This is a genomic window from Pseudoxanthomonas sp. JC1303 (assembly GCF_058448525.1).
Genome location: NZ_CP185958.1, coordinates 136,181 through 154,393, shown reverse-complemented (window position 1 = coordinate 154,393; position 18,213 = coordinate 136,181). Strand labels below are relative to the sequence as shown.

13 protein-coding genes are annotated in these 18,213 nt (G+C 67.9%); 7 read left to right on the top strand and 6 right to left on the bottom strand.

What is annotated here, in order from left to right; translation table 11 throughout:
• The first annotated feature begins 72 nt into the window (after window positions 1–72).
• The gene (locus tag ACORQU_RS00695; protein ID WP_491642797.1) at window positions 73–1,521 is read left to right on the top strand and encodes a rhomboid family intramembrane serine protease; all 1,449 of its coding nucleotides are present in this window, start codon (window positions 73–75) and stop codon (window positions 1,519–1,521) included.
• A gap of 21 nt (window positions 1,522–1,542) precedes the next feature.
• Here ACORQU_RS00695 and ACORQU_RS00690 read toward each other — a convergent pair whose 3' ends face one another.
• The 4 genes from ACORQU_RS00690 to ACORQU_RS00675 form a co-directional block, all read right to left on the bottom strand.
• A complete protein-coding gene (locus tag ACORQU_RS00690; protein ID WP_491642795.1) occupies window positions 1,543–2,835 on the bottom strand; it encodes a tetratricopeptide repeat protein in 1,293 nt (430 codons plus the stop codon).
• Window positions 2,836–2,930: 95 nt separating this feature from the next.
• The gene (locus ACORQU_RS00685) at window positions 2,931–3,401 is read right to left on the bottom strand and encodes a hypothetical protein (protein ID WP_491642793.1); all 471 of its coding nucleotides are present in this window, start codon (window positions 3,399–3,401) and stop codon (window positions 2,931–2,933) included.
• Window positions 3,398–3,862 (bottom strand): hypothetical protein, encoded by a 465-nt coding sequence (locus tag ACORQU_RS00680; protein ID WP_491642792.1) that lies wholly within the window; start codon window positions 3,860–3,862, stop codon window positions 3,398–3,400. The genes ACORQU_RS00685 and ACORQU_RS00680 overlap by 4 nt, the downstream gene beginning before the upstream one ends.
• Window positions 3,863–3,897: 35 nt before the next feature.
• Entirely contained in the window at window positions 3,898–5,397 is a 1,500-nt protein-coding gene (locus ACORQU_RS00675; RefSeq protein ID WP_491642790.1) for a helicase HerA-like domain-containing protein, read from the bottom strand.
• Between the two features lie 145 nt (window positions 5,398–5,542).
• On the opposite strand from ACORQU_RS00675, the gene ACORQU_RS00670 reads away from it, so the two are divergent.
• The 5 genes from ACORQU_RS00670 to ACORQU_RS00650 all read left to right on the top strand — a co-directional run bounded on the left by ACORQU_RS00670 (window position 5,543) and on the right by ACORQU_RS00650 (window position 15,549).
• On the top strand, window positions 5,543–7,135 hold the full coding sequence (locus ACORQU_RS00670) for a transglycosylase SLT domain-containing protein (RefSeq protein WP_491645188.1): 1,593 nt from the start codon (window positions 5,543–5,545) through the stop codon (window positions 7,133–7,135).
• A gap of 179 nt (window positions 7,136–7,314) precedes the next feature.
• Complete coding sequence (locus ACORQU_RS00665) at window positions 7,315–8,532, top strand: efflux RND transporter periplasmic adaptor subunit (protein ID WP_271645293.1); 1,218 nt, start codon at window positions 7,315–7,317, stop codon at window positions 8,530–8,532.
• 80 nt (window positions 8,533–8,612) lie between these two features.
• Window positions 8,613–11,846 (top strand): efflux RND transporter permease subunit, encoded by a 3,234-nt coding sequence (locus tag ACORQU_RS00660; RefSeq protein WP_491642789.1) that lies wholly within the window; start codon window positions 8,613–8,615, stop codon window positions 11,844–11,846.
• A 36-nt stretch (window positions 11,847–11,882) separates the two neighbouring features.
• Window positions 11,883–15,020: an efflux RND transporter permease subunit gene (locus ACORQU_RS00655; RefSeq protein WP_491642788.1), complete on the top strand. Its 3,138-nt coding sequence runs from the start codon at window positions 11,883–11,885 to the stop codon at window positions 15,018–15,020.
• A gap of 184 nt (window positions 15,021–15,204) precedes the next feature.
• The gene (locus ACORQU_RS00650; protein ID WP_491642787.1) at window positions 15,205–15,549 is read left to right on the top strand and encodes a hypothetical protein; all 345 of its coding nucleotides are present in this window, start codon (window positions 15,205–15,207) and stop codon (window positions 15,547–15,549) included.
• A gap of 124 nt (window positions 15,550–15,673) precedes the next feature.
• Here the strand turns inward: ACORQU_RS00650 and asd are convergent, their stop codons facing one another.
• Both asd and ACORQU_RS00640 read right to left on the bottom strand, forming a co-directional pair.
• The gene (gene asd, locus ACORQU_RS00645) at window positions 15,674–16,516 is read right to left on the bottom strand and encodes an archaetidylserine decarboxylase (RefSeq protein WP_491642786.1); all 843 of its coding nucleotides are present in this window, start codon (window positions 16,514–16,516) and stop codon (window positions 15,674–15,676) included.
• Complete coding sequence (locus tag ACORQU_RS00640) at window positions 16,513–17,169, bottom strand: SCO family protein (protein WP_491642784.1); 657 nt, start codon at window positions 17,167–17,169, stop codon at window positions 16,513–16,515. Before ACORQU_RS00640 ends, asd begins: the two co-directional genes overlap by 4 nt.
• Before the next feature lie 81 nt (window positions 17,170–17,250).
• Here ACORQU_RS00640 and prmB point away from each other — a divergent pair, with 81 nt between their 5' ends.
• Window positions 17,251–18,180: a 50S ribosomal protein L3 N(5)-glutamine methyltransferase gene (prmB, locus tag ACORQU_RS00635; protein WP_491642783.1), complete on the top strand. Its 930-nt coding sequence runs from the start codon at window positions 17,251–17,253 to the stop codon at window positions 18,178–18,180.
• The last annotated feature ends 33 nt before the right edge of the window (window positions 18,181–18,213 follow it).

Genomic DNA, 18,213 nt, shown 5'->3' with positions numbered 1-18,213 from the left:
CACTTGTGCCGTGGCGTGGCCATCGTCGAAGCTGCGTCCGGCCCGATGCCGATGACACCAAGGACGTCACGCATGTTGATCCTGCCACTGCACAAACCCTTGAACCGCAGCAACCTGCCCTGGGCCACCGTGCTGCTGGTTCTGGTCAATGTGCTGGTCTTCGTGGGCTGGCAAGCAGGAGATACCGCGCGCCTGGCGTCGGCGTACGCCTACTACGCACAGTCCGGCCTGGCCGAGGTAGAAGGCGACGCCTATACGCACTGGCTGCGCGAGCATGGCCGCGGCGCGCAGGCGGCCGCACTGGAGGACCTCGCTGCGCCGGCCAGGGCCGCTGCGGTGGCGCAGACCACCCAATACGACCTGCCGTTCCAGCGCGCCTTGCGCGAAGGCCAGTTGATCGAAGCTGACCAACAGGCGCAGTGGCGGCAGGCGCGTGCCGCCTACGACCAGCGGATGCATCGGGTGTTTACCGATCGCCATGTGTTGCGCCATGGCGAATGGTCGCCGCGCAGGATGCTGTCCTCGGCCTTCCTCCATGCCGGGGTGCTGCACCTGCTGGGCAACATGGTGTTCCTGCTGGCAATCGGTGTCCTGCTGGAAGGGGCCATCGGCCCGACCTTGATGCTGGCGGTGTATGTGCTTGGGGCACTGGGGTCCAGCGCGGCCAGCCTACTGTGGCGTGCGGGCGAGGTCGGTGCCGGACTGGGGGCCTCCGGGGCGATTGCCGCGATGATGGGCGCCTTCTGCGTGGTGTGGGGCCGGCAGCCGGTCCGCTTTTTCTATTGGTTCGTGGTGATGTTCGATTACGTGCGGGCGCCGGCCATCTGGCTGTTGCCGGCGTGGCTGGGCTGGGAGTTCTACAACCTGTTCGGCAGCGGGGACAGCCATGTCGCCTTCGACGCCCACGCGGGCGGCCTGCTCTGTGGCGCCTTGATGGGGGCTGCCCTGGTGGCCGCGGGCCGCAGGCGCGATGGATTCATCCGGGACGATGTCGAGCCGACCGCGGCAGGTCCTGATGATCGTTGGGGGCGCGCGCAGATCCACATGGGACGCATGGAGAACGACCAGGCCGAGCGCTTGCTGGAGGCGCTGGCCGCCGAGCAGCCGGCGCGCTTCGAGGTGGCCTTGGCCCGCCATCGCGTCGCGCGCAATGCCGGCGATGCGGTGCGCGCGGGTCGTCGCGCGGTCGACCTGCTCAAGCTGCGGGCGCTGGATGAGGCCCAGGCCGCAGCCCAGGTGCATGTGCTGGAACAGGAGTCTCTAGCGCTGCCAGCCGAGGTCCGCGCCGGCCTGGCCGAACGCTGGGCGGCGCTGGGCCAGTGGCAGGCCGCCGAGCGCCTGCTCGAAGGCGCGTCGGACCTGTCCGCCGAGGATCAGGCCGGGCTGTGGCTGCGTGTGGCGCTGGCTCACGACGACCTGCAGGGCCGGGCCCGGCAGCAGCGGCTGCTGAGCCTGCTGATCGAACGCTTTCCCGACGTCCCGCAGGCGCACAAGGCGCGCTTTTTGCTCGACAACGCCTGAGTACCGCGCCCGGTGCGGCGCTCAGGCCCCGGCAATCTGGGGGGCGGCGGGCAGGTCATCGATCGCGGCTTTGGCGGCGAGCAGTCGGCGACGTTGTTCTTCGTCCTCACAGCGCGCCAGCGCCTGATCGAGCAGCGCCGAGGCCTGGGCGTCGCGCCCAAAGCGTTCGGCCAGCAGCAGCGCGGTGTCCAGCGCCCAGCGTGGGGCCTCTGGCGCCGAAGGCCAGGCCTTGAGCATGGCCAGGTGCAGGTCGACCTGAAGCTGGGCCTGGCCGGTCAGCTGCGCACGCGCGGCGAGCTGGCAGGCCTGCTCGACAGTCAATGGGACAAAGTCCGGATCGGCCTGCAGGGCTTCGCGCAGCAGGGCCAGGGCCTGCCGGTCCTGTCCGGCCTGAAGCAAGGCGTTGAGGTATTGGCGGGCGTGTTCCAGCCGCTGTTCGCTGCGGTGGCTGCTGGCCAGCAGGCGCTGGTAGAGCGCGTGCACCTCCAGCCCCACCGCGCGCGAACGCACTTCGCCACGCAGGATCTCCAGCGCCGTGTCGTTGCGCCCCTCGCGGATGTGCAGCTCCGCATCTTCCAGCAGGCGCTGGTCGGGCGCGTCGCGGATCAGGTCCAGGTCGTTGTGCGCGTCCGGTTCATAGCCCAGGACCTCGTGGTACTGGTAGACCAGATAGCCCATGAAGTGGAACGTGGCGAACAGCCCCCAGATGGTGATGGCGGCCAGTGCCAGTTCGTCCAGCACCGGGGGGAGCAGGCCCTTGGCCCAGCGGCTGGCGGTGAGCATGCTGGCCTGCATGACGAACAGCACGCCGAAGGCCGCCAAGTAGGGCCAGCCGATCCGGGTGGCCAGGGCGACGGCCACCGCCGGGTTGAGGGCGCGTCTGAGGCTGCCGTCCATTGCCAGGGAGATGACGAAGCCCGGCTGCAGCAGGACGACGGCCACCAGCACGAGCAAGCCCAACGCCAGGCCACCGAAGGCGAAGGCCAGGACGACCACGACGATCAGCGCGATCATCATCGCCAGCAGGCGCCAGACGCTTCCGTCCCACGATGCATTGACCAGCTCGGGTGCCTCCATGCGCCCGTCCGCGGTGTGCCGCAGGATGTCGAACGCATAGCCGTAGATCGCGGCCCAGGTGACCAGGGACAGCAGCCATCCCATTCCCGGGATCAGGCTGCTCAGCGTGCACAGCGTCAAGGTCACCAGCGCGAGCAGCGCCGTGCCGTGGAGCGGGTAGAGCGGAAACCGGCGCAGGCGAGTCCAGAAGGGTTCTGGCATCGCCGGGCGGCGGGCGCGAGGCAGGCGCGGGCCCATGGGCTAAATCCTTTTACTTCCCCTGTGAAGACCCGATTGTGTCCTCGCGCTCGTCGGGGTGGCAACTCCTCCGGCGCCGCCTGCCGCAGGTTTCCTCAGTGCGCGCGCTTGAAGGTGTAGGTCCCGTCCTGGCTGCGCAGTTCGTCGGCGGACACCACGTCGAAGCGCACGTCCTGGGCGGCCTTGTCGTTGGGGTCCAGCAGCATCACCCCCGCCGCGGCCGACGACCAGGTGCCGTCGCTGGTCAGTTCGGCGCCAGCGGCCTTGAGGGTCTGCCGGTAGGTGCCATCGGCGGCGATCTCCAGCTGCGAGCCGTTGCCTTCGAAGGTGCCGGCCAGCGCCTTGGCGTCAATGACCCGGCCGGCCTGGTCGGTGACTTCACCGGCCGACGCGTTGTCAACGGCGGCCACCGCGTCGGTCTCCGGCAGCGGCGGTGGACGGGTCGCTTGCACGCTGGCGTCCTGCGCGGGCGGGGTGGCGGTGACTGGTTCGGTGTGGTCCGGCTTGCAGGCGGCCAATAGCAGAAGCGGGATGAGCAACGTGGACGGGCGGAATCGGGGCGTCATGATGCGTCCTGGGGAATGCGTCTGAGGATCATGCCATTGTCGCGCTCGTCCGCAGCGGTGCATGAACCGCCGTCCTGGCTCAATGACGTCGCGTCGTCGCTGATCCGGAAGCCATACCAGCGCTCGTCTTCGTGCCGAAGCGGTGGTTCTCGATTCAGTATCAGGCAACTGCCCGCGATCTCATCGATCCACCACGGGCCGGCCACGGTTTCCTTGCGCCCTTTGCCGCGATCGCAACGCGTGGTCAGGACATAGCGATTGTCGGCCTTGATTTGCAGGCGGGCGCGCTTGTATTCGCAGGTCGGGTCGCGGGTCATCCAGTCCCTGACTTGCCCGCTGTAGTCGCCGGTAAGTTGCGGCTGCCGCGCCTTGGGCCATTCATTGACATGGGTGTCCTGTGCGAAAGCGATTCCCATGAAGCACGCCGCAAGACCGAGCAAGCCCAGCGTCCTCATTTTCATTGCCGATCCCTCCTTGGAGGCGTCATCAACGCTGGTCAGCGGCCTTTGCCGCCGAACAGCCCGCCCAGCAGGCCACGCAGGATCTGCCGGCCGACCTGGTTGCCCACGGTGCGGGCGGTCTGCTTGGCCATCGCTTCGACCAGGCCCTGACGGCGGCCGGTGCCGAACAGCATGTCCTTGGCCATCTTGCCCAAGCCGTTGTCATCGGGCGCGTCGGGCTTGGCGGGGGGCGCCTTGGCCTGCGCGGTGGCGGTGTCGGCACGGTCGAGCAGGCGCTCTGCCGCTGATTCGCGGTTGATCGGGGTGTCGTACTTCATGCCGACCGGGCTGCCGGCGCGGACCTGTGCGCGTTCGGCTTCGGTGATCGCGCCCATGCGGCAGCGGGGCGGGGCGATCAGGGTCTGCTGGACCGGCATCGGCACGCCCTTGTCCTGCAGGGTCGAGACCAAGGCCTCGCCGGTCCCGAGCGAGGAGAGCGTGCGCGCCACGTCCAGCTTCGGATTGGGGACGAAGGTCTCGGCCGCCGTGCGCACCGCCTTCTGGTCGCGCGGGGTGAAGGCGCGCAGCGCATGCTGCAAGCGATTGCCCAACTGGCCCAGGATGTTGTCGGGCACGTCGTCGGGGAACTGCGAGCAGAAGTACACGCCCACGCCCTTGGAGCGGATCAGGCGCACGACCTGCTCGATGCGCTGCTGCAATGCCGGCGGGGCGTCGTCGAACAGCAGGTGCGCCTCGTCGAACACGAACACCAGCTTGGGCTTGTCCAGGTCGCCGACCTCGGGCAGGTTCTCGAACAGCTCGCTCAGCAGCCACAGCAGGAAGGACGAATACAGCCGCGGCTTGAGCACCAGCTGGTCGGCGGCCAGAATGCCGATCACCCCGTGACCATTCGGGTCCACGCGCATCAGGTCTGGCAGTTCCAGCGCCGGCTCGCCGAAGAAGCCCTCGCCGCCATCCTGCTCCAGCCGCAGCAGGGCGCGCTGGATGGCGCCGACCGACTGCGCACTGACCAGTCCGTACTGGGTGGAGACCTCCTTGCGTTCCTCGACGACCAGACCCAGCAGGGCGCGCAGGTCGGCCAGGTCCAGCAGCAGCAGACCGCGGTCGTCGGCCAGCTTGAACACGATGTCCAGCACGCCGGCCTGGGTGTCGTTCAGTTCCAGGATGCGGCCGAGCAGGGTCGGGCCCATCTCGGTCACGGTGGTGCGCACCGGGTGGCCGAGCTTGCCGTACAGGTCCCAGAAGATGGTCGGCGCGCCGGCCGGGGCATAGCCGTCGATGCCGATCTGCGCGGCGCGCACGGTGACGCGCTCGCTGCCGTCGCCGGGCAATGCCAGGCCCGCTACGTCGCCTTTCACATCGGCCATGAACACCGGCACGCCCAGGCGTGAGAAGCCTTCGGCCAGGGTCATCAAGGTCACGGTCTTGCCGGTGCCGGTGGCCCCGGCGACCAGGCCGTGGCGGTTGCCGAACTTCGGCAGCAGGTGGACCGGGATGTCGTCGGTGATGCCTTTGCCCAGCAGGATCGGGTCCATGGAGGTTCTCGCGCGGAGTCGGGCCGATTCTAGGCGCAGTTGTCCTTACCGGTCCGCCGCAGGGCCAAGGATGTCCCACGCATGACCGATGACCTTGCCGCCTGCGCGCGTGCGCAGCTACCCTGCCGGACCGCTTTGCGTCCGTGTGTGCCTGATGTCCTTCCCGTTCCGTGCCGTGCCGTTGTTCGCCGTCCTGACCCTGTCGTTCCTGGCGTCACCGGCCCTTGCGCGGATTTCCTCCCGGGACAAGGCGGCGGCCGAGGCGCTGGCCCAGCAGATGCAGGCCGCCGAGAAGCGCTACAACGCCGCGCTGGTCCTGACTTCCAACGCCGACCCGAAGGGTCAGGCCGAAAGCGATGCGGCCCTGGAGGACATGGAAGACACCCTGGACGCCTGCGCCAAGCAGAAGGGCTGCCAGATGCACACGCTGCTGGCCACCTACAAGCGCCTGCTCAAGGAGCAGGTGGACGTCGCCTCCGACGTGTCCGGCGATGACCTGGTCGGCGAGAGCGACAGCACCGATCCGCTGGACGATGGCCAGGACCACAGCGTGCCGGCCAGCTCGGAGGTACCCGACTCGACCCGGACCGCGCGCCTGCTGGACGATGGGCGTCATCCCTTCGACACGATGGTCGAATTCAATCCTGCAGTGCAGGCCGGGATCCGGCGCTGGCTCACCGACATGCGCGGCGCGCTGATCGACAGCTACGAGAACTATCAGAACATGCGTCCGGAGATGCTGCCGGCCTGGCAGGCCACTGGCCTGCCCGAGGCGCTGCTGTTCGGGATCATGGCCAAGGAGTCCAACGGCCGCACCCATGTGAGTTCGCGTGCCGGCGCGGCGGGGCTGTTGCAGTTCATGCCGTCCACCGGCAGCCGCTTCGGCCTGGGCATGGATGCGACCGGGTTCGATACGCGCTTTGATCCGTACGCCGCCACCGAGGCCGCCGCGGCCTACATGAACGAGCGCATGGGCGAGCTGAACCACAACATCGAGTTCGCCCTGGCCGCCTACAACGGCGGGGAAGGGCGCGCACGGCGGATCTACGCCAGCCGCCCCGGCGCGAGCTTCTGGGATGCCGATGTGTACGCGCAGTTCCCGGCCGAGACCCAGGACTACGTGCCCATGGTCATCGCCGCGGCCTGGCTGTATTTGCACCCCAAGCAGTACGGCCTGGTCTTTCCCCGCATCGACGCCACGCCGGCGCCGATCAAGCTGGCACGCACCGCCTCGATCTACGAGCTGACCATCTGCATGGGCAACGGCCGCACGCGCGAGGGCTACATGCGCGCCCTGCGCAACCTCAATCCGCGCTACCAGGCCGATGACTGGATCCCGGCCGGCACCACGCTGCAGGGCAGCGTGCGCATGGCGAGCCTGTACAGCCGCTACTGCGTCAGGGGACCGCATGCCGACCTGGCCCACACCCTGGTCACCGCCACGGTGGAGGCGGCCATCAAGCGCGATGCGCCGCCTTCGACGCGTGTGGCCGTGGGCGATGTCAGTGGCGTGCCGATCGGCGTGCCAACGACGGTGGCGACCGGTGCGCCCAAGGCGGCCAAGCCCAAGGCGGCGCAGGCGCGGCACTACCGCGTGGCCCGTGGCGATACCCTGGGCGGCATCTCCGACCGGTTCCGCTGCGATCTCAAGGATCTGGCCAAGGCCAATGGACTGCGAGCCCCGGCCTATGCGCTCAAGCCCGGACAGCGACTGACCCTGACCAGCTGCGACGGCTGAACCCGCGCGGGGCGGCGCGCGCATGACGCCTTGCCGACAGTCCGATCCCTGCTGGCGGCTGAACGAGACGGCTCGATCCGGCGTGGCCCCTGTCATCAGTCATGCAGGCACGCGCGTTCACAGACGCTAATCTTGATGGTTGTTGCCTAGCAACACCGTCCCCTACGGAGAGTCAGTGCATGTCGCGTAAATGGAAGATCGCCCTTGGGGCGGTCGTCGTGCTGGTGGTCGTGCTGGTGGGAGTCCGCGGCTGCGGCAAGCGTCATGCGGCAGAAGAAGCCAAGCAGGGCGGCGAGGACAGCACCAAGCCGGTTCCGGTAACCGTCGAGCCGGTCACCACACAGAACGTGCCGGTGTACCGCAACGCGACCGGGACGGTGACCGCGCTCAACACGGTGACGATCAATCCGCAGACCGGCGGACGCCTGATGAGCCTGAATTTCACCGAAGGCCAGCCGGTCAAGAAGGGCCAGCTGCTGGCCAAGATCGACCCGCGTGAGCTGCAGGCCGCCTACGACCAGGCCGCCGCATCGAAGAAGCAGAACCAGGCCCAGCTGCAGACCGCGCGCGACACCAACGCACGCCTGACCGATCCCAAGTACGCGCCCTATGTCGCGCGCACCGACATCGACACCCAGAAAAACCTGGTCGCGCAGTACCAGGCAGCCGTCGCCGCCGCCGAGGCGTCGATGGAAGCGGCCAAGGTGCAGTTGCAGTACACCGATATCGTCTCCCCGCTGGACGGCATCGCCGGCATCCGTGGCGTGGACGTGGGCAACATTGTCAGCACCGGGTCCACGATCGTGACCATCACCCAGGTCGAGCCGATCTACGCCTCCTTCAGCCTGCCGGCGCAGGACCTGACCGTGGTGCGCCAGGCACAGGCCAAGGGCGCGGCCAAGGTCGCCGCGCTGGACAGCACCGACCAGCACGTGATCGCCGATGACGGCGTGCTGGACGTGGTCGACAACCAGGTCGGCGCGGACACCAACACCTTCCGCCTGCGCGCACGCTTCCCCAATGCCGACCACGTGCTGTGGCCGGGGCAGTTCGTCAACGTGCGCCTGCAGGTCGACATGCTGGACGGCGGCCTGGTGGTGCCGACCCAGGCCGTGCAGCGTGGCCCGGACAGCGACTACGTCTATGTGGTCCAGGCCGACAACACCGTCAAGATGACCGACGTCACCACCGGCGTGGAGGTGGGCGATACCCATATCGTGGTCACCAAGGGGCTGAAGGCCGGCGAGCGCGTCGTGACCGAGGGCCAGTTCCGGCTCAAGCCCGGCTCCAAGGTCAATGCCCTCAAGCCGGGCCAGGAGCCGCCGGAGCCGACCGAGCAGGAACTGCAGCAGGCCATGCAGGGCGACAAGCGCGGCGGACGCCGCGGCCCGCGCTGATTCACATGCCCCGCCGCCGCCCGCGGCGGGGTCGCCGCGCAGGCGCGGTCGCCACGACGATCTGACAGGACGGACTTCCCTTGGGCTTCTCCAGCATCTTCATCCGCCGCCCCATCGCCACCACGCTGCTGATGATCGGCGTGATGCTGCTTGGCATCCTGGGTTATCGCAGCCTGCCGGTCTCGGCCCTTCCGGAGATCGACTCGCCCAGCCTGGTGGTGAACACGCAGTACCCGGGCGCGAGCGCGGCGACGATGGCCTCGCTGGTGACCACGCCGCTGGAGCGCCAGCTGGGGCAGATCTCCGGGCTGGAGATGATGACCTCCGACTCGTCGGCCGGTCTGTCCACCATCGTGCTGCAGTTCTCGATGGACCGCGACATCGACGTGGCCTCGCAGGACGTGCAGTCGGCCATCCGCCAGGCCACGCTGCCCAGCGGGCTGCCGTACCAGCCCACCTACAACCGGGTGAACCCGGCCGACGCGGCCATCGTCACCCTCAAGCTGACCTCCGACACGCTGCCGTTGCGCGAGGTCAACCGCTACGCCGATTCCATCCTGGCCCAGCGCCTGTCCCAGGTCCCGGGCGTGGGCCTGGTGTCCATCGCCGGCAACGTGCGCCCGGCCGTGCGCATCCAGGTCAACCCGGCCATGCTGGCCAACATGGGCATGACCCTGGAGAACCTGCGCAGCGCGCTGACCCAGGCCAACGTCAATGCGCCCAAGGGCTCACTCAACGGGGCGACCCAGTCCTACAGCATCGGCACCAACGACCAGATCGAGGACGCCGCCGGCTACGCCTCGACCATCATCCGCTACCAGAACGGGGCGCCGGTGCGACTGGGCGACGTGGCCAAGGTGGTCAACGGGGTCGAGAACGACCAGCTCTCGGCCTGGGCCGATGGCAAGCAGGCCGTGCTGCTGGAGATCCGTCGCCAGCCCGGCGCCAACATCGTCCAGACCGTGGCGGCCATCCGCGCCATGCTGCCCCAGCTGCGCACGGTGTTGCCGGCCGAGGTCAAGCTGGACGTGTTCTCCGACCGGACCGAGACCATCCGCGCCTCGGTGCACGAGGTCCAGTTCACCCTGATCCTGACCATCGGCCTGGTGGTGGCGGTGATCTTCGTGTTCCTGCGCCGGCTGTGGGCTACGGTGATCCCGTCGATCGCCGTGCCGCTGTCGCTGGTAGGCACCTTCGGGGTGATGGCCTTTGCCGGGATGTCGCTGGACAACCTGTCGCTGATGGCGCTGGTGGTGGCCACGGGCTTTGTGGTGGACGACGCGATCGTGATGATCGAGAACATCGTGCGCTACATCGAGCAGGGCAAGTCTGGGCCGGAGGCGGCCGAGGAGGGTGCGCGCCAGATCGGCTTCACCGTGCTGTCGCTGACCATCTCGCTGGTGGCGGTGTTCCTGCCGCTGCTGCTGATGCCGGGGGTGACCGGGCGGCTGTTCCACGAGTTCGCCTGGGTGCTGTCCATCGCGGTGGTCATCTCGATGCTGGTGTCGCTGACGCTCACGCCGATGATGTGCGCCTATCTGCTCAAGCCAGACCAGCTGCCCGAGGGCGACGACGCGCATGAGCGCACCGCCGCGGCCGGCAAGCAGAACCTGTGGTCGCGCACCGTGGGCCTGTACGAGCGCACCCTGGACTGGGTCCTGGCGCGGCAGAAGCTGACCTTGATCGTGGCTCTGGCCACGGTGGCCCTGACCGTGGCGCTGTACATCCTGATTCCCAAGGGTCTGCTGCCCGAGCAGGACACCGGCCTAATCACCGGCGTGGTCCAGGCCGACCAGACCGTGGCCTTCGAGCAGATGCAGTCGCGCACACAAGAGGTGGCGGCCGCGCTGCGCAAGGATCCGGCGGTGACCGGCGTGGCGGCGTTCGTCGGCGCCGGCAGCATGAATCCCACGCTCAACCAGGGCCAGATCAGCATCGTGCTCAAGGAGCGCGGGGACCGTGACGGCCTGGACGAGGTGCTCACCCGCCTGCAGAAATCCGTTGCCCACATCCCGGGCATCGCGCTGTACCTCAAGCCGGTGCAGGACGTGACCCTGGATACGCGTGTGGCGGCGACCGAGTATCAGTTCTCGCTCTCGGACGTGGATACCAACGAACTGCAGACCCAGGCCGAGCGGCTGACCGCCGCGCTGCGCAAGCGTCCGGAGTTGTCGGACGTGGGCAACAACGCGGCCAACGCCGGACGTGCGCTGATGATCGACGTCAACCGCGACACCGCCAGCGCGCTGGGTGTGCCGATGCAGAGCATCGACGACACGCTCTACGACGCCTACGGCCAGCGCCAGATCTCCACGATCTTCACCGCGCTCAACCAGTACCGCGTGGTGCTGGAGGTGGCGCCGGAGTTCCGCACCCAGGACGCGCTGATGAACAAGCTGGCCATCGCCAGCAACGGCAGCGGCGCGCTGACGGGCACCAATGCGACCACGCTGGGCCAGGTGACCTCGTCCAACTCCTCCACGGCCACCGGTATCGGCAATGCCAACACCGGCATCACCGTGGGCAGCGGCGGGGCGATTCCGCTTTCGGCGCTGGCCACCGCCCGGGTCGGCACCACGCCGCTGGTGATCAGCCACCAGCAGCAGCTTCCGGCGGTGACCATCTCCTTCAACGTCACCCAGGGCTACTCGCTGTCCCAGGCCGTGGCGGCCATCAACCAAGTGCGTGAGCAACTCGACCTGCCCGAGACGGTGCGCACCGAGTTCATCGGCAAGGCGGCCGAATATTCCTCCAGCCAGTCCGACGTGGTGTGGCTGCTGATCGCCGCGGTGGTGGTGATCTACATCGTGCTGGGCGTGCTGTACGAGAGCTACATCCACCCATTCACCATCATCTCGACCCTGCCGCCGGCCGGCGTGGGCGCGCTGCTGGCGCTGATGCTGTGCGGCTTCAGCCTCTCGGTGGACGGCATCGTCGGCATCGTGCTGCTGATCGGCATCGTCAAGAAGAACGCGATCATGATGATCGACTTCGCCATCGATGCCCGGCGCGAGGGGCTCAGCGCGCACGATGCGATCCGCCGCGCCTGCCTGCTGCGCTTCCGGCCGATCATGATGACCACCGCCGCCGCGCTGCTGGGCGCATTGCCGCTGGCGCTGGGCGACGGCATCGGCTCGGAGCTGCGCAAGCCGCTGGGCGTGTCGATCGTGGGCGGCCTGCTGCTCTCGCAACTGGTGACGCTGTACACCACGCCGGTGATCTATCTCTACATGGAACGCTTCTCCCAGCGCGTGCAGCACTGGCGTGACGCCCGTGCGGCGCGGCGAGCCTCCCCGGCCCAGGAGCTCGGCTGACGGGCGCCTGGGCGTCCTGTGCCGTCTGATCTCGCCATGACCCGTCGCGTCAGCCTCTCGACTCTTTTCATCCGTCGCCCCATCGGCATCTCGCTGCTGGCGGCCGGCCTGTTCGTCATCGGGCTGATGTGCTACCTGCGCCTGGGCGTGGCGGCGCTGCCGACGCTGGAGATCCCCTTCATCTTCGTCCAGGCCAGCCAGTCCGGCGCCGATGCCAGCACCATGGCCTCGACCGTCACCGCGCCGCTGGAACGGCGCCTGGGTCAGGTGCCCGGCGTGGACTCGATGCGCTCCAACAGCTCCGAGGGACGTTCGCTGGTCTTCCTGAGCTTCAACTCCAGCCGCAACGTGGACTCGGCCGCGCAGGACGTGGCCGCCGCGCTCAGCGCGGCCAGCGCGGACCTGCCCTCGGGCATGGGCACGCCCGGCTTCCAGAAAGCCAACCCCAACGACGATCCGTTGATCGCCATGGCGCTGACCTCCGACACCCAGTCGGCGGCCGACCTGTACAACCTGGCCGATTCACTGCTGGCCCAGCGGCTGCGTCAGGTCAGCGGCGTGTCCTCGGTGGATATCGCCGGTGCCTCCACGCCCGCGGTGCGCGTGGACGTCAACCTGCGCGCGCTCAACGCCATGGGCCTGTCGCCGGACGACCTGCGCAACGCCATGCGCGCGGCCAACGTGCTCTCGCCGACCGGCTTTCTGTCCGACGGCAAGTCGACCATGGCGATCATGGTCAACGACTCGGTACGCAAGGCGGCCGACTTCGCCAACCTGGGCATCTCCAGCCAGAATGGCGTGATCGTGCGGCTCAAGGACGTGGCCAAGGTCTACGACGGGCAGCAGGACGCCTACCAGGCAGCCTGGTTCAACAAGAAGCCCGCGGTGGTGATGTACGTCTACATCCGCAGCGGCGCCAACGTGGTGGCCACCGTCGACCGGATCCGTGCGCAGGTGCCGATGCTGCGCGAGTACCTGCCGCAAGGCACCACCCTGACCCCGTACTACGACCGCACCCCGACCATCCGCGCCTCGCTGCACGAGGTGGAGATCACCTTGCTGATCAGCCTGGCGATGGTGGTGCTGGTGATGGCGCTGTTCCTGCGTCGGCTGGCGCCCACGCTCATCGCCACGGTGACCGTGCCCCTGTCGTTGGCCGGCTCGGCGGTGGTGATGTACGCGCTGGGCTACACACTCAACAACTTGAGCCTGCTGGCCCTGGTGATCGCGATTGGCTTCGTGGTGGACGATGCCATCGTGGTCATCGAGAACATCATGCGCCACCTGGACGAGGGCATGTCGCGGATGGAGGCGGCCATCGCCGGTTCGCGCGAGATCGGCTTCACCATCGTCTCGATCACCGCCTCGCTGATCGCGGTGTTCATCCCGGTGCTGTTCGCCTCGGGAATGATCGGTGCGTTCTTCCGAGAGTTCACCGTGACCCTGGTCGCGGCCATCGCGGTGTCGGCGATCATCTCGCTGACCCTCACACCAACGCTGTGCAGCCGCTTCCTGCAGCCGCATGCGGCCGAAGCGTCCGAATCGCGCATTGGCCGCGTGATCGAGGCCGGGCACCGCGGCATGCTGCGCGTATATACCGCCTGCCTGGATTTCAGCCTGCGCCACGCGCTGCTGCTGTCGCTGACCCCGCTGATCCTGATCGGCCTGACCATTTTCCTGTTCGGCAAGGTCAAGTCCGGCAGCTTCCCGCCGCAGGACACCGGCCTGATCTGGGGCCGGGCGCAGTCCAGTGCGACGGTGTCCTTCGAGGACATGCGCGCGCGCCAGGAGCGCATCACCGACATGCTGCTGGCCGACCCGGCGGTGAAGATCGTCGGCGTGCGCCTGGGCAGCGGTCGCCAGGGCTCCAGCGCGCAGTTCAACATCGAGCTCAAGCGCCATGACGAGGGCCGCAAGGCCACCACCGCCGAGGTCCTCGCGCGGCTCAGCGCCAAGGCCGATCGCTACCCGGATTTGGAGCTGCGCCTGCGTGCGGTGCAGGACCTGCCCAGCGATGGCGGCGGCGGCGACCAGGGCGCGCAGTATCAGGTCTCGCTGCAGGGCAACGACCTAGCCGAACTGCAGACCTGGCTGCCCAAGGTCGTGGCCCAGTTGAAGAAGAACCCCAAGTTCCGCGACGTCGGCAGCGATGTGGAAGAAGGCGGCCTGCGCCAGAACATCGTCATCGACCGTGAGAAAGCCGCGCGCCTGGGTATTTCCATCGGTGCCATCGACGGGGCGCTCTATGGCGCCTTCGGCCAGCGCTCGGTCTCCACGATCTATTCCGAGCTCAACCAGTACTCGGTGGTGGTCAACGCGTTGCCCAACCAGACCGCCACGCCCGCCCAGCTCGAGACGGTGATGCTCAAGAGCCGCAGCGGCGAGATGGTGCCGCTGAGTGCGGTGGCCCATCAGGTCGACGGGCTGGCGCCCTCGCAGGTGCGCCACCTCAACCAGTACACGACGATGGATCTGAGCTACAACCTGGCGCCTGGCGTGAGCACGGGCGAAGCCAGCGCGATCATCAAGTCTGTCGTGGATGGCATGCGCATGCCTGGCGATATCAAGATCAGCGAAGGCGGCGGCTGGCAGCGCGATCTGAGCCCCAATTCGATGGGCCTGCTGGTGCTGGCGGCGATCCTGACCGTCTACATCGTGCTGGGCATGCTCTACGAGAACCTGGTCCACCCGGTGACCATCCTGTCCACGCTGCCGGCCGCAGGCGTGGGGGCGTTGCTGGCCCTGGTGATCACCGATACCGAGCTGTCGGTGATCTCGATGATCGCGCTGGTGCTGCTGATCGGCATCGTCAAGAAGAACGCGATCATGATGATCGACTTCGCCCTGGTGGCCCAGCGCGAGCACGGGCTGACCCCGCTGCAGGCCGCGCGTGAGGCCTCGATCGTGCGTTTCCGCCCGATCATGATGACCACCATGGTGGCGTTGCTGGCCGCCGTGCCGATCGCCGTGGGCCTGGGCGAGGGCTCGGAACTGCGCCGTCCCCTGGGCATCGCGATGATCGGGGGCCTGCTGTTCTCGCAGAGCCTCACCCTGCTGAGCACGCCGGCGCTGTACGTGATCTTCTCCTGCCTGCAGCAGCACTGGCGCAACTGGCGTGCCCGCCGTCGCGAGAAGAAGGCCGCGCGCCGCCGCGCGCGCCTGGCGCGGGCCTGACTTGCACGGCTGTTCCATCGCCTGCGTGTCCGAAGCGGGCGGCGATGCTTGTAACCGCTTTCGTGGAACGGCGGCACGCTTCAGGCCCTGACGCGCCGACAAACGGCATCCGGCTTCAAGAATCTGCAATGCAGGGCGGGCACAATCCCGCAACAGGGGTCGCTTGATACGTCAGGACCAGGCCATGAACGCATGTATCAGCACGCGGCTACCGCGCGTCTTCATCGACATCGAAGCCGAGCAGGACTACTGGCAGGACTGGTATCACAACCTGCCGGGCGCGGCGGCTACGCGCGGCTTCGCCTTCTACTGGCCGGTGATCGGCGCGGTCTACGACATCTACATCAACCATCCTGGCTGGGATTCGGACCGGGCCCAGGCGCGCTATGCGCTGTCCGCGGCGGTCCAGGCCCAGGGTCTGAGCGAGCGCGAAGCCAGCGAGGTGTTCTCGCAGGTCTGGGGCCGGATCAGCGGCGAGCGCCTGGGCCGTGCGGCGCTGGATCGCATCGCGCAGCCATACGCGGCGTAGCGACGCCCGCGGCGAACCCAATGTCCACGACCACGCTGCCGCCCGCGACCAAATCGTAGAGCGGAGCTTGCTCCGCTGGGGCTTTCTGACAACCTGTCCGGAGCGCAGCGGAGCAAGCTTCGCGCTACGTCAACCGTGCCAGCGCCTGGCCCAGGCGCACGGATGTTTCAGCACCCAGACCGGGGGCGAGTTCGGCCACGCCCGGCGGCAGCAGCACGATCACCGTCGAGCCATAGTTGAAGCGGGCCATCTCGCCAAAGCGTTCCAGCACGATGCCCTGGCCGCGATAGTCCTTGCGGGTGATCCTGGTCGCGTACTCGGGGATCTCCACGCCACTCCACACCGTCTCCACGCCGGAGACCAGCATCGCGCCGACCATCACGCAGGCCATCGGGCCGAAGTCGGTGTCGAAGTGGCACACCAGCCGCTCGTTGCGGGCGAACAGTCCCTGCACGTTGGCCACCGCATCGGTGCCCACGCTGAACAGCCGCCCGGGCACATGCACCGTTTCGCGCAAGGTGCCGGTCCAGGGCATGTGCACGCGGTGATAGTCGCGGGGCGACAGGTACACCGTGGCGTACACGCCATGCTCGAACGGCGCCGCATCGGCCTCGCTGCCCAGCAGCGCCGCGGCGGTGAAGTGCTTGCCCTTGGCCTGGAAAATGCGGCCCGACTCGATCGGCCCGCACTGGCTGATATGACCGTCGGCCGGCATCAGCAGGCTGCGGCGGCCCGGGTCGGGCATGCGCGCGCCAGGCTTCAGTGCCCGGGTGAAGAACGCATTGAACGTGGGATAGGCGGTCGGATCGGGTTGGGCGGCCTCGGCCAGGTTCACGTTGAACCTGGCCACCACCGTATCGATGATCTTCTGCTTGATCGCCGGGTTGTCCGAGTACGCCAATTTTCGCGCCAGCGAGGACAGGACCCGATGCGGCAAGGCGTAGGTGAGGGTGGTGACCAGGCTCACTTGGGCATGGCCTCGGTCAGCTTGAGCATGTCCGCGCCGATGGCGGCCGGGTCGAAGGGCGGCTGGATCAAGCCTGCCATGCGCCCCTGCGGGTCGAGCACGATGATCTGGGCGGAGTGGTCCATCGAATAATCCTGCGGGTTCTGTTTGAAATGCTCGCCCGGGACCTTGACGAAGACCAGGCTCAGCGACTTGGCGAACGCTTCCAGTGCCGGAACATCGGCCGTGGCGGCCAGCGTGTCGGGATGAAACGCGTGCGCATATTCGCCCACCTTGGTCGGCGTGTCGCGCTCGGGGTCGATCGAGACAAACAACAGCCTCGGGCGGATGCTGTCGGGCAGGGTAGCCCACTGCTTCTGCGCCTGGGCCAGCTGCGCCAGGGTGGTCGGGCACACGTCCGGGCAGAAGGTGAAGCCCAAAAACACCAGGGTCCAGTGGCCGCGCAGTTCACCCTGGGTGAGCTGGGTGCCGTCGGCCTGGCGCAGGGAGAACTCCGGCAGGACGCGCGGGCGGGGCAGCAGGGTGACGGCCTGGGTGGCCGGCCACCGGGCATCGTCGCCCTTGGACGGTGCGAGGAGCTTGTTGGCCGCCAGCACGCCGAGAATGCCGGCCGCCACGATCAAAATCAGAACGCCGAAGCTGCGTTTGCCCATTTTCCGTTTCCCGTGCAACGAAGGGCCATGATACCGGGCCGTCCCTCTATAATCGGCGGCCGCCTTCATCCGTTGTTGTCCATGACTGCCAGCGCAGCCGACGCCCTGCATACCATCATCGACCTGATCCGCTATGGCGCCAGCCGCTTCAACGCGGCCGGGTTGACCTTCGGGCACAGCCACGACAACGCGCTGGACGAGGCCACCGCCTTGGTCCTGCACACGCTGCACCTGCCGCCGGACCTCGGTCCCGCCTATGGCCAGGCGCGTCTGCTGCCGGAAGAGAAGCAGGCCGTCCTGGCGCTGATCGAGCGCCGCGTGGTCGAGCGTGTGCCGGTGGCCTACCTGACCGGCGAGGCCTGGTTCGCCGGCCTGAGCTTCAAGTCCGACACGCGTGCGCTGGTGCCGCGTTCGCCAATCGCCGAACTGATCGTCTCCGGGTTCGAGCCGTGGCTGGGCGGGCGCGACGTGCATCGCGCGCTGGATCTGTGCACCGGGTCTGGCTGCATCGCCATTGCGATGGGGCATTACAACCCGGACTGGCAGGTGGATGGCGCGGACATCAGTGACGACGCCCTGGCCCTGGCCGCGGAAAACAAGCAGCGCCTGCTGGCCGACAACGTCGAACTCGTGAAGTCCGACCTGTTCGCCGGGCTGACCGGGCGCCACTACGACCTGATCGTCACCAATCCGCCCTACGTCACCAACGACGAGACCGACGCGCTGCCGCGCGAATACGCCTACGAGCCCGAGCTGGGCCTGCGCGCCGGCGACGACGGTCTGGATCTGGTGCTGAAGATCCTGCGTGATGCGCCGATCCACCTGTCCGAGGACGGCTTGCTGATCTGCGAGGTCGGTGAGTCCGAGCAGCACCTGATCCGGCTGCTGCCGGAAGTGGACTTCGCCTGGATCGAGTTCAAGGTCGGGCAGATGGGCATCTTCGCGGTCGAATGCCGGGAACTGATCGCGCACAGCGCACGGATCACCGAGCTGGCGGCGCAGCGCCCGTGAGCGTTGCTGCAGCCCGCCATCCTGTAGCGCCGA

Bases quoted from the DNA above. Each gene is read 5' to 3' on its own strand.
- ACORQU_RS00695 (WP_491642797.1), top strand. From the start codon at position 73: ATGTTGATCCTGCCACTGCACAAACCCTTGAACCGCAGCAACCTGCCC.
- ACORQU_RS00690 (WP_491642795.1), bottom strand. From the start codon at position 2,835: ATGGGCCCGCGCCTGCCTCGCGCCCGCCGCCCGGCGATGCCAGAACCC.
- ACORQU_RS00685 (WP_491642793.1), bottom strand. From the start codon at position 3,401: ATGACGCCCCGATTCCGCCCGTCCACGTTGCTCATCCCGCTTCTGCTA.
- ACORQU_RS00680 (WP_491642792.1), bottom strand. From the start codon at position 3,862: ATGAAAATGAGGACGCTGGGCTTGCTCGGTCTTGCGGCGTGCTTCATG.
- ACORQU_RS00675 (WP_491642790.1), bottom strand. From the start codon at position 5,397: ATGGACCCGATCCTGCTGGGCAAAGGCATCACCGACGACATCCCGGTC.
- ACORQU_RS00665 (WP_271645293.1), top strand. From the start codon at position 7,315: ATGTCGCGTAAATGGAAGATCGCCCTTGGGGCGGTCGTCGTGCTGGTG.
- ACORQU_RS00655 (WP_491642788.1), top strand. From the start codon at position 11,883: ATGACCCGTCGCGTCAGCCTCTCGACTCTTTTCATCCGTCGCCCCATC.
- ACORQU_RS00650 (WP_491642787.1), top strand. From the start codon at position 15,205: ATGAACGCATGTATCAGCACGCGGCTACCGCGCGTCTTCATCGACATC.
- ACORQU_RS00640 (WP_491642784.1), bottom strand. From the start codon at position 17,169: ATGGGCAAACGCAGCTTCGGCGTTCTGATTTTGATCGTGGCGGCCGGC.
- prmB (WP_491642783.1), top strand. From the start codon at position 17,251: ATGACTGCCAGCGCAGCCGACGCCCTGCATACCATCATCGACCTGATC.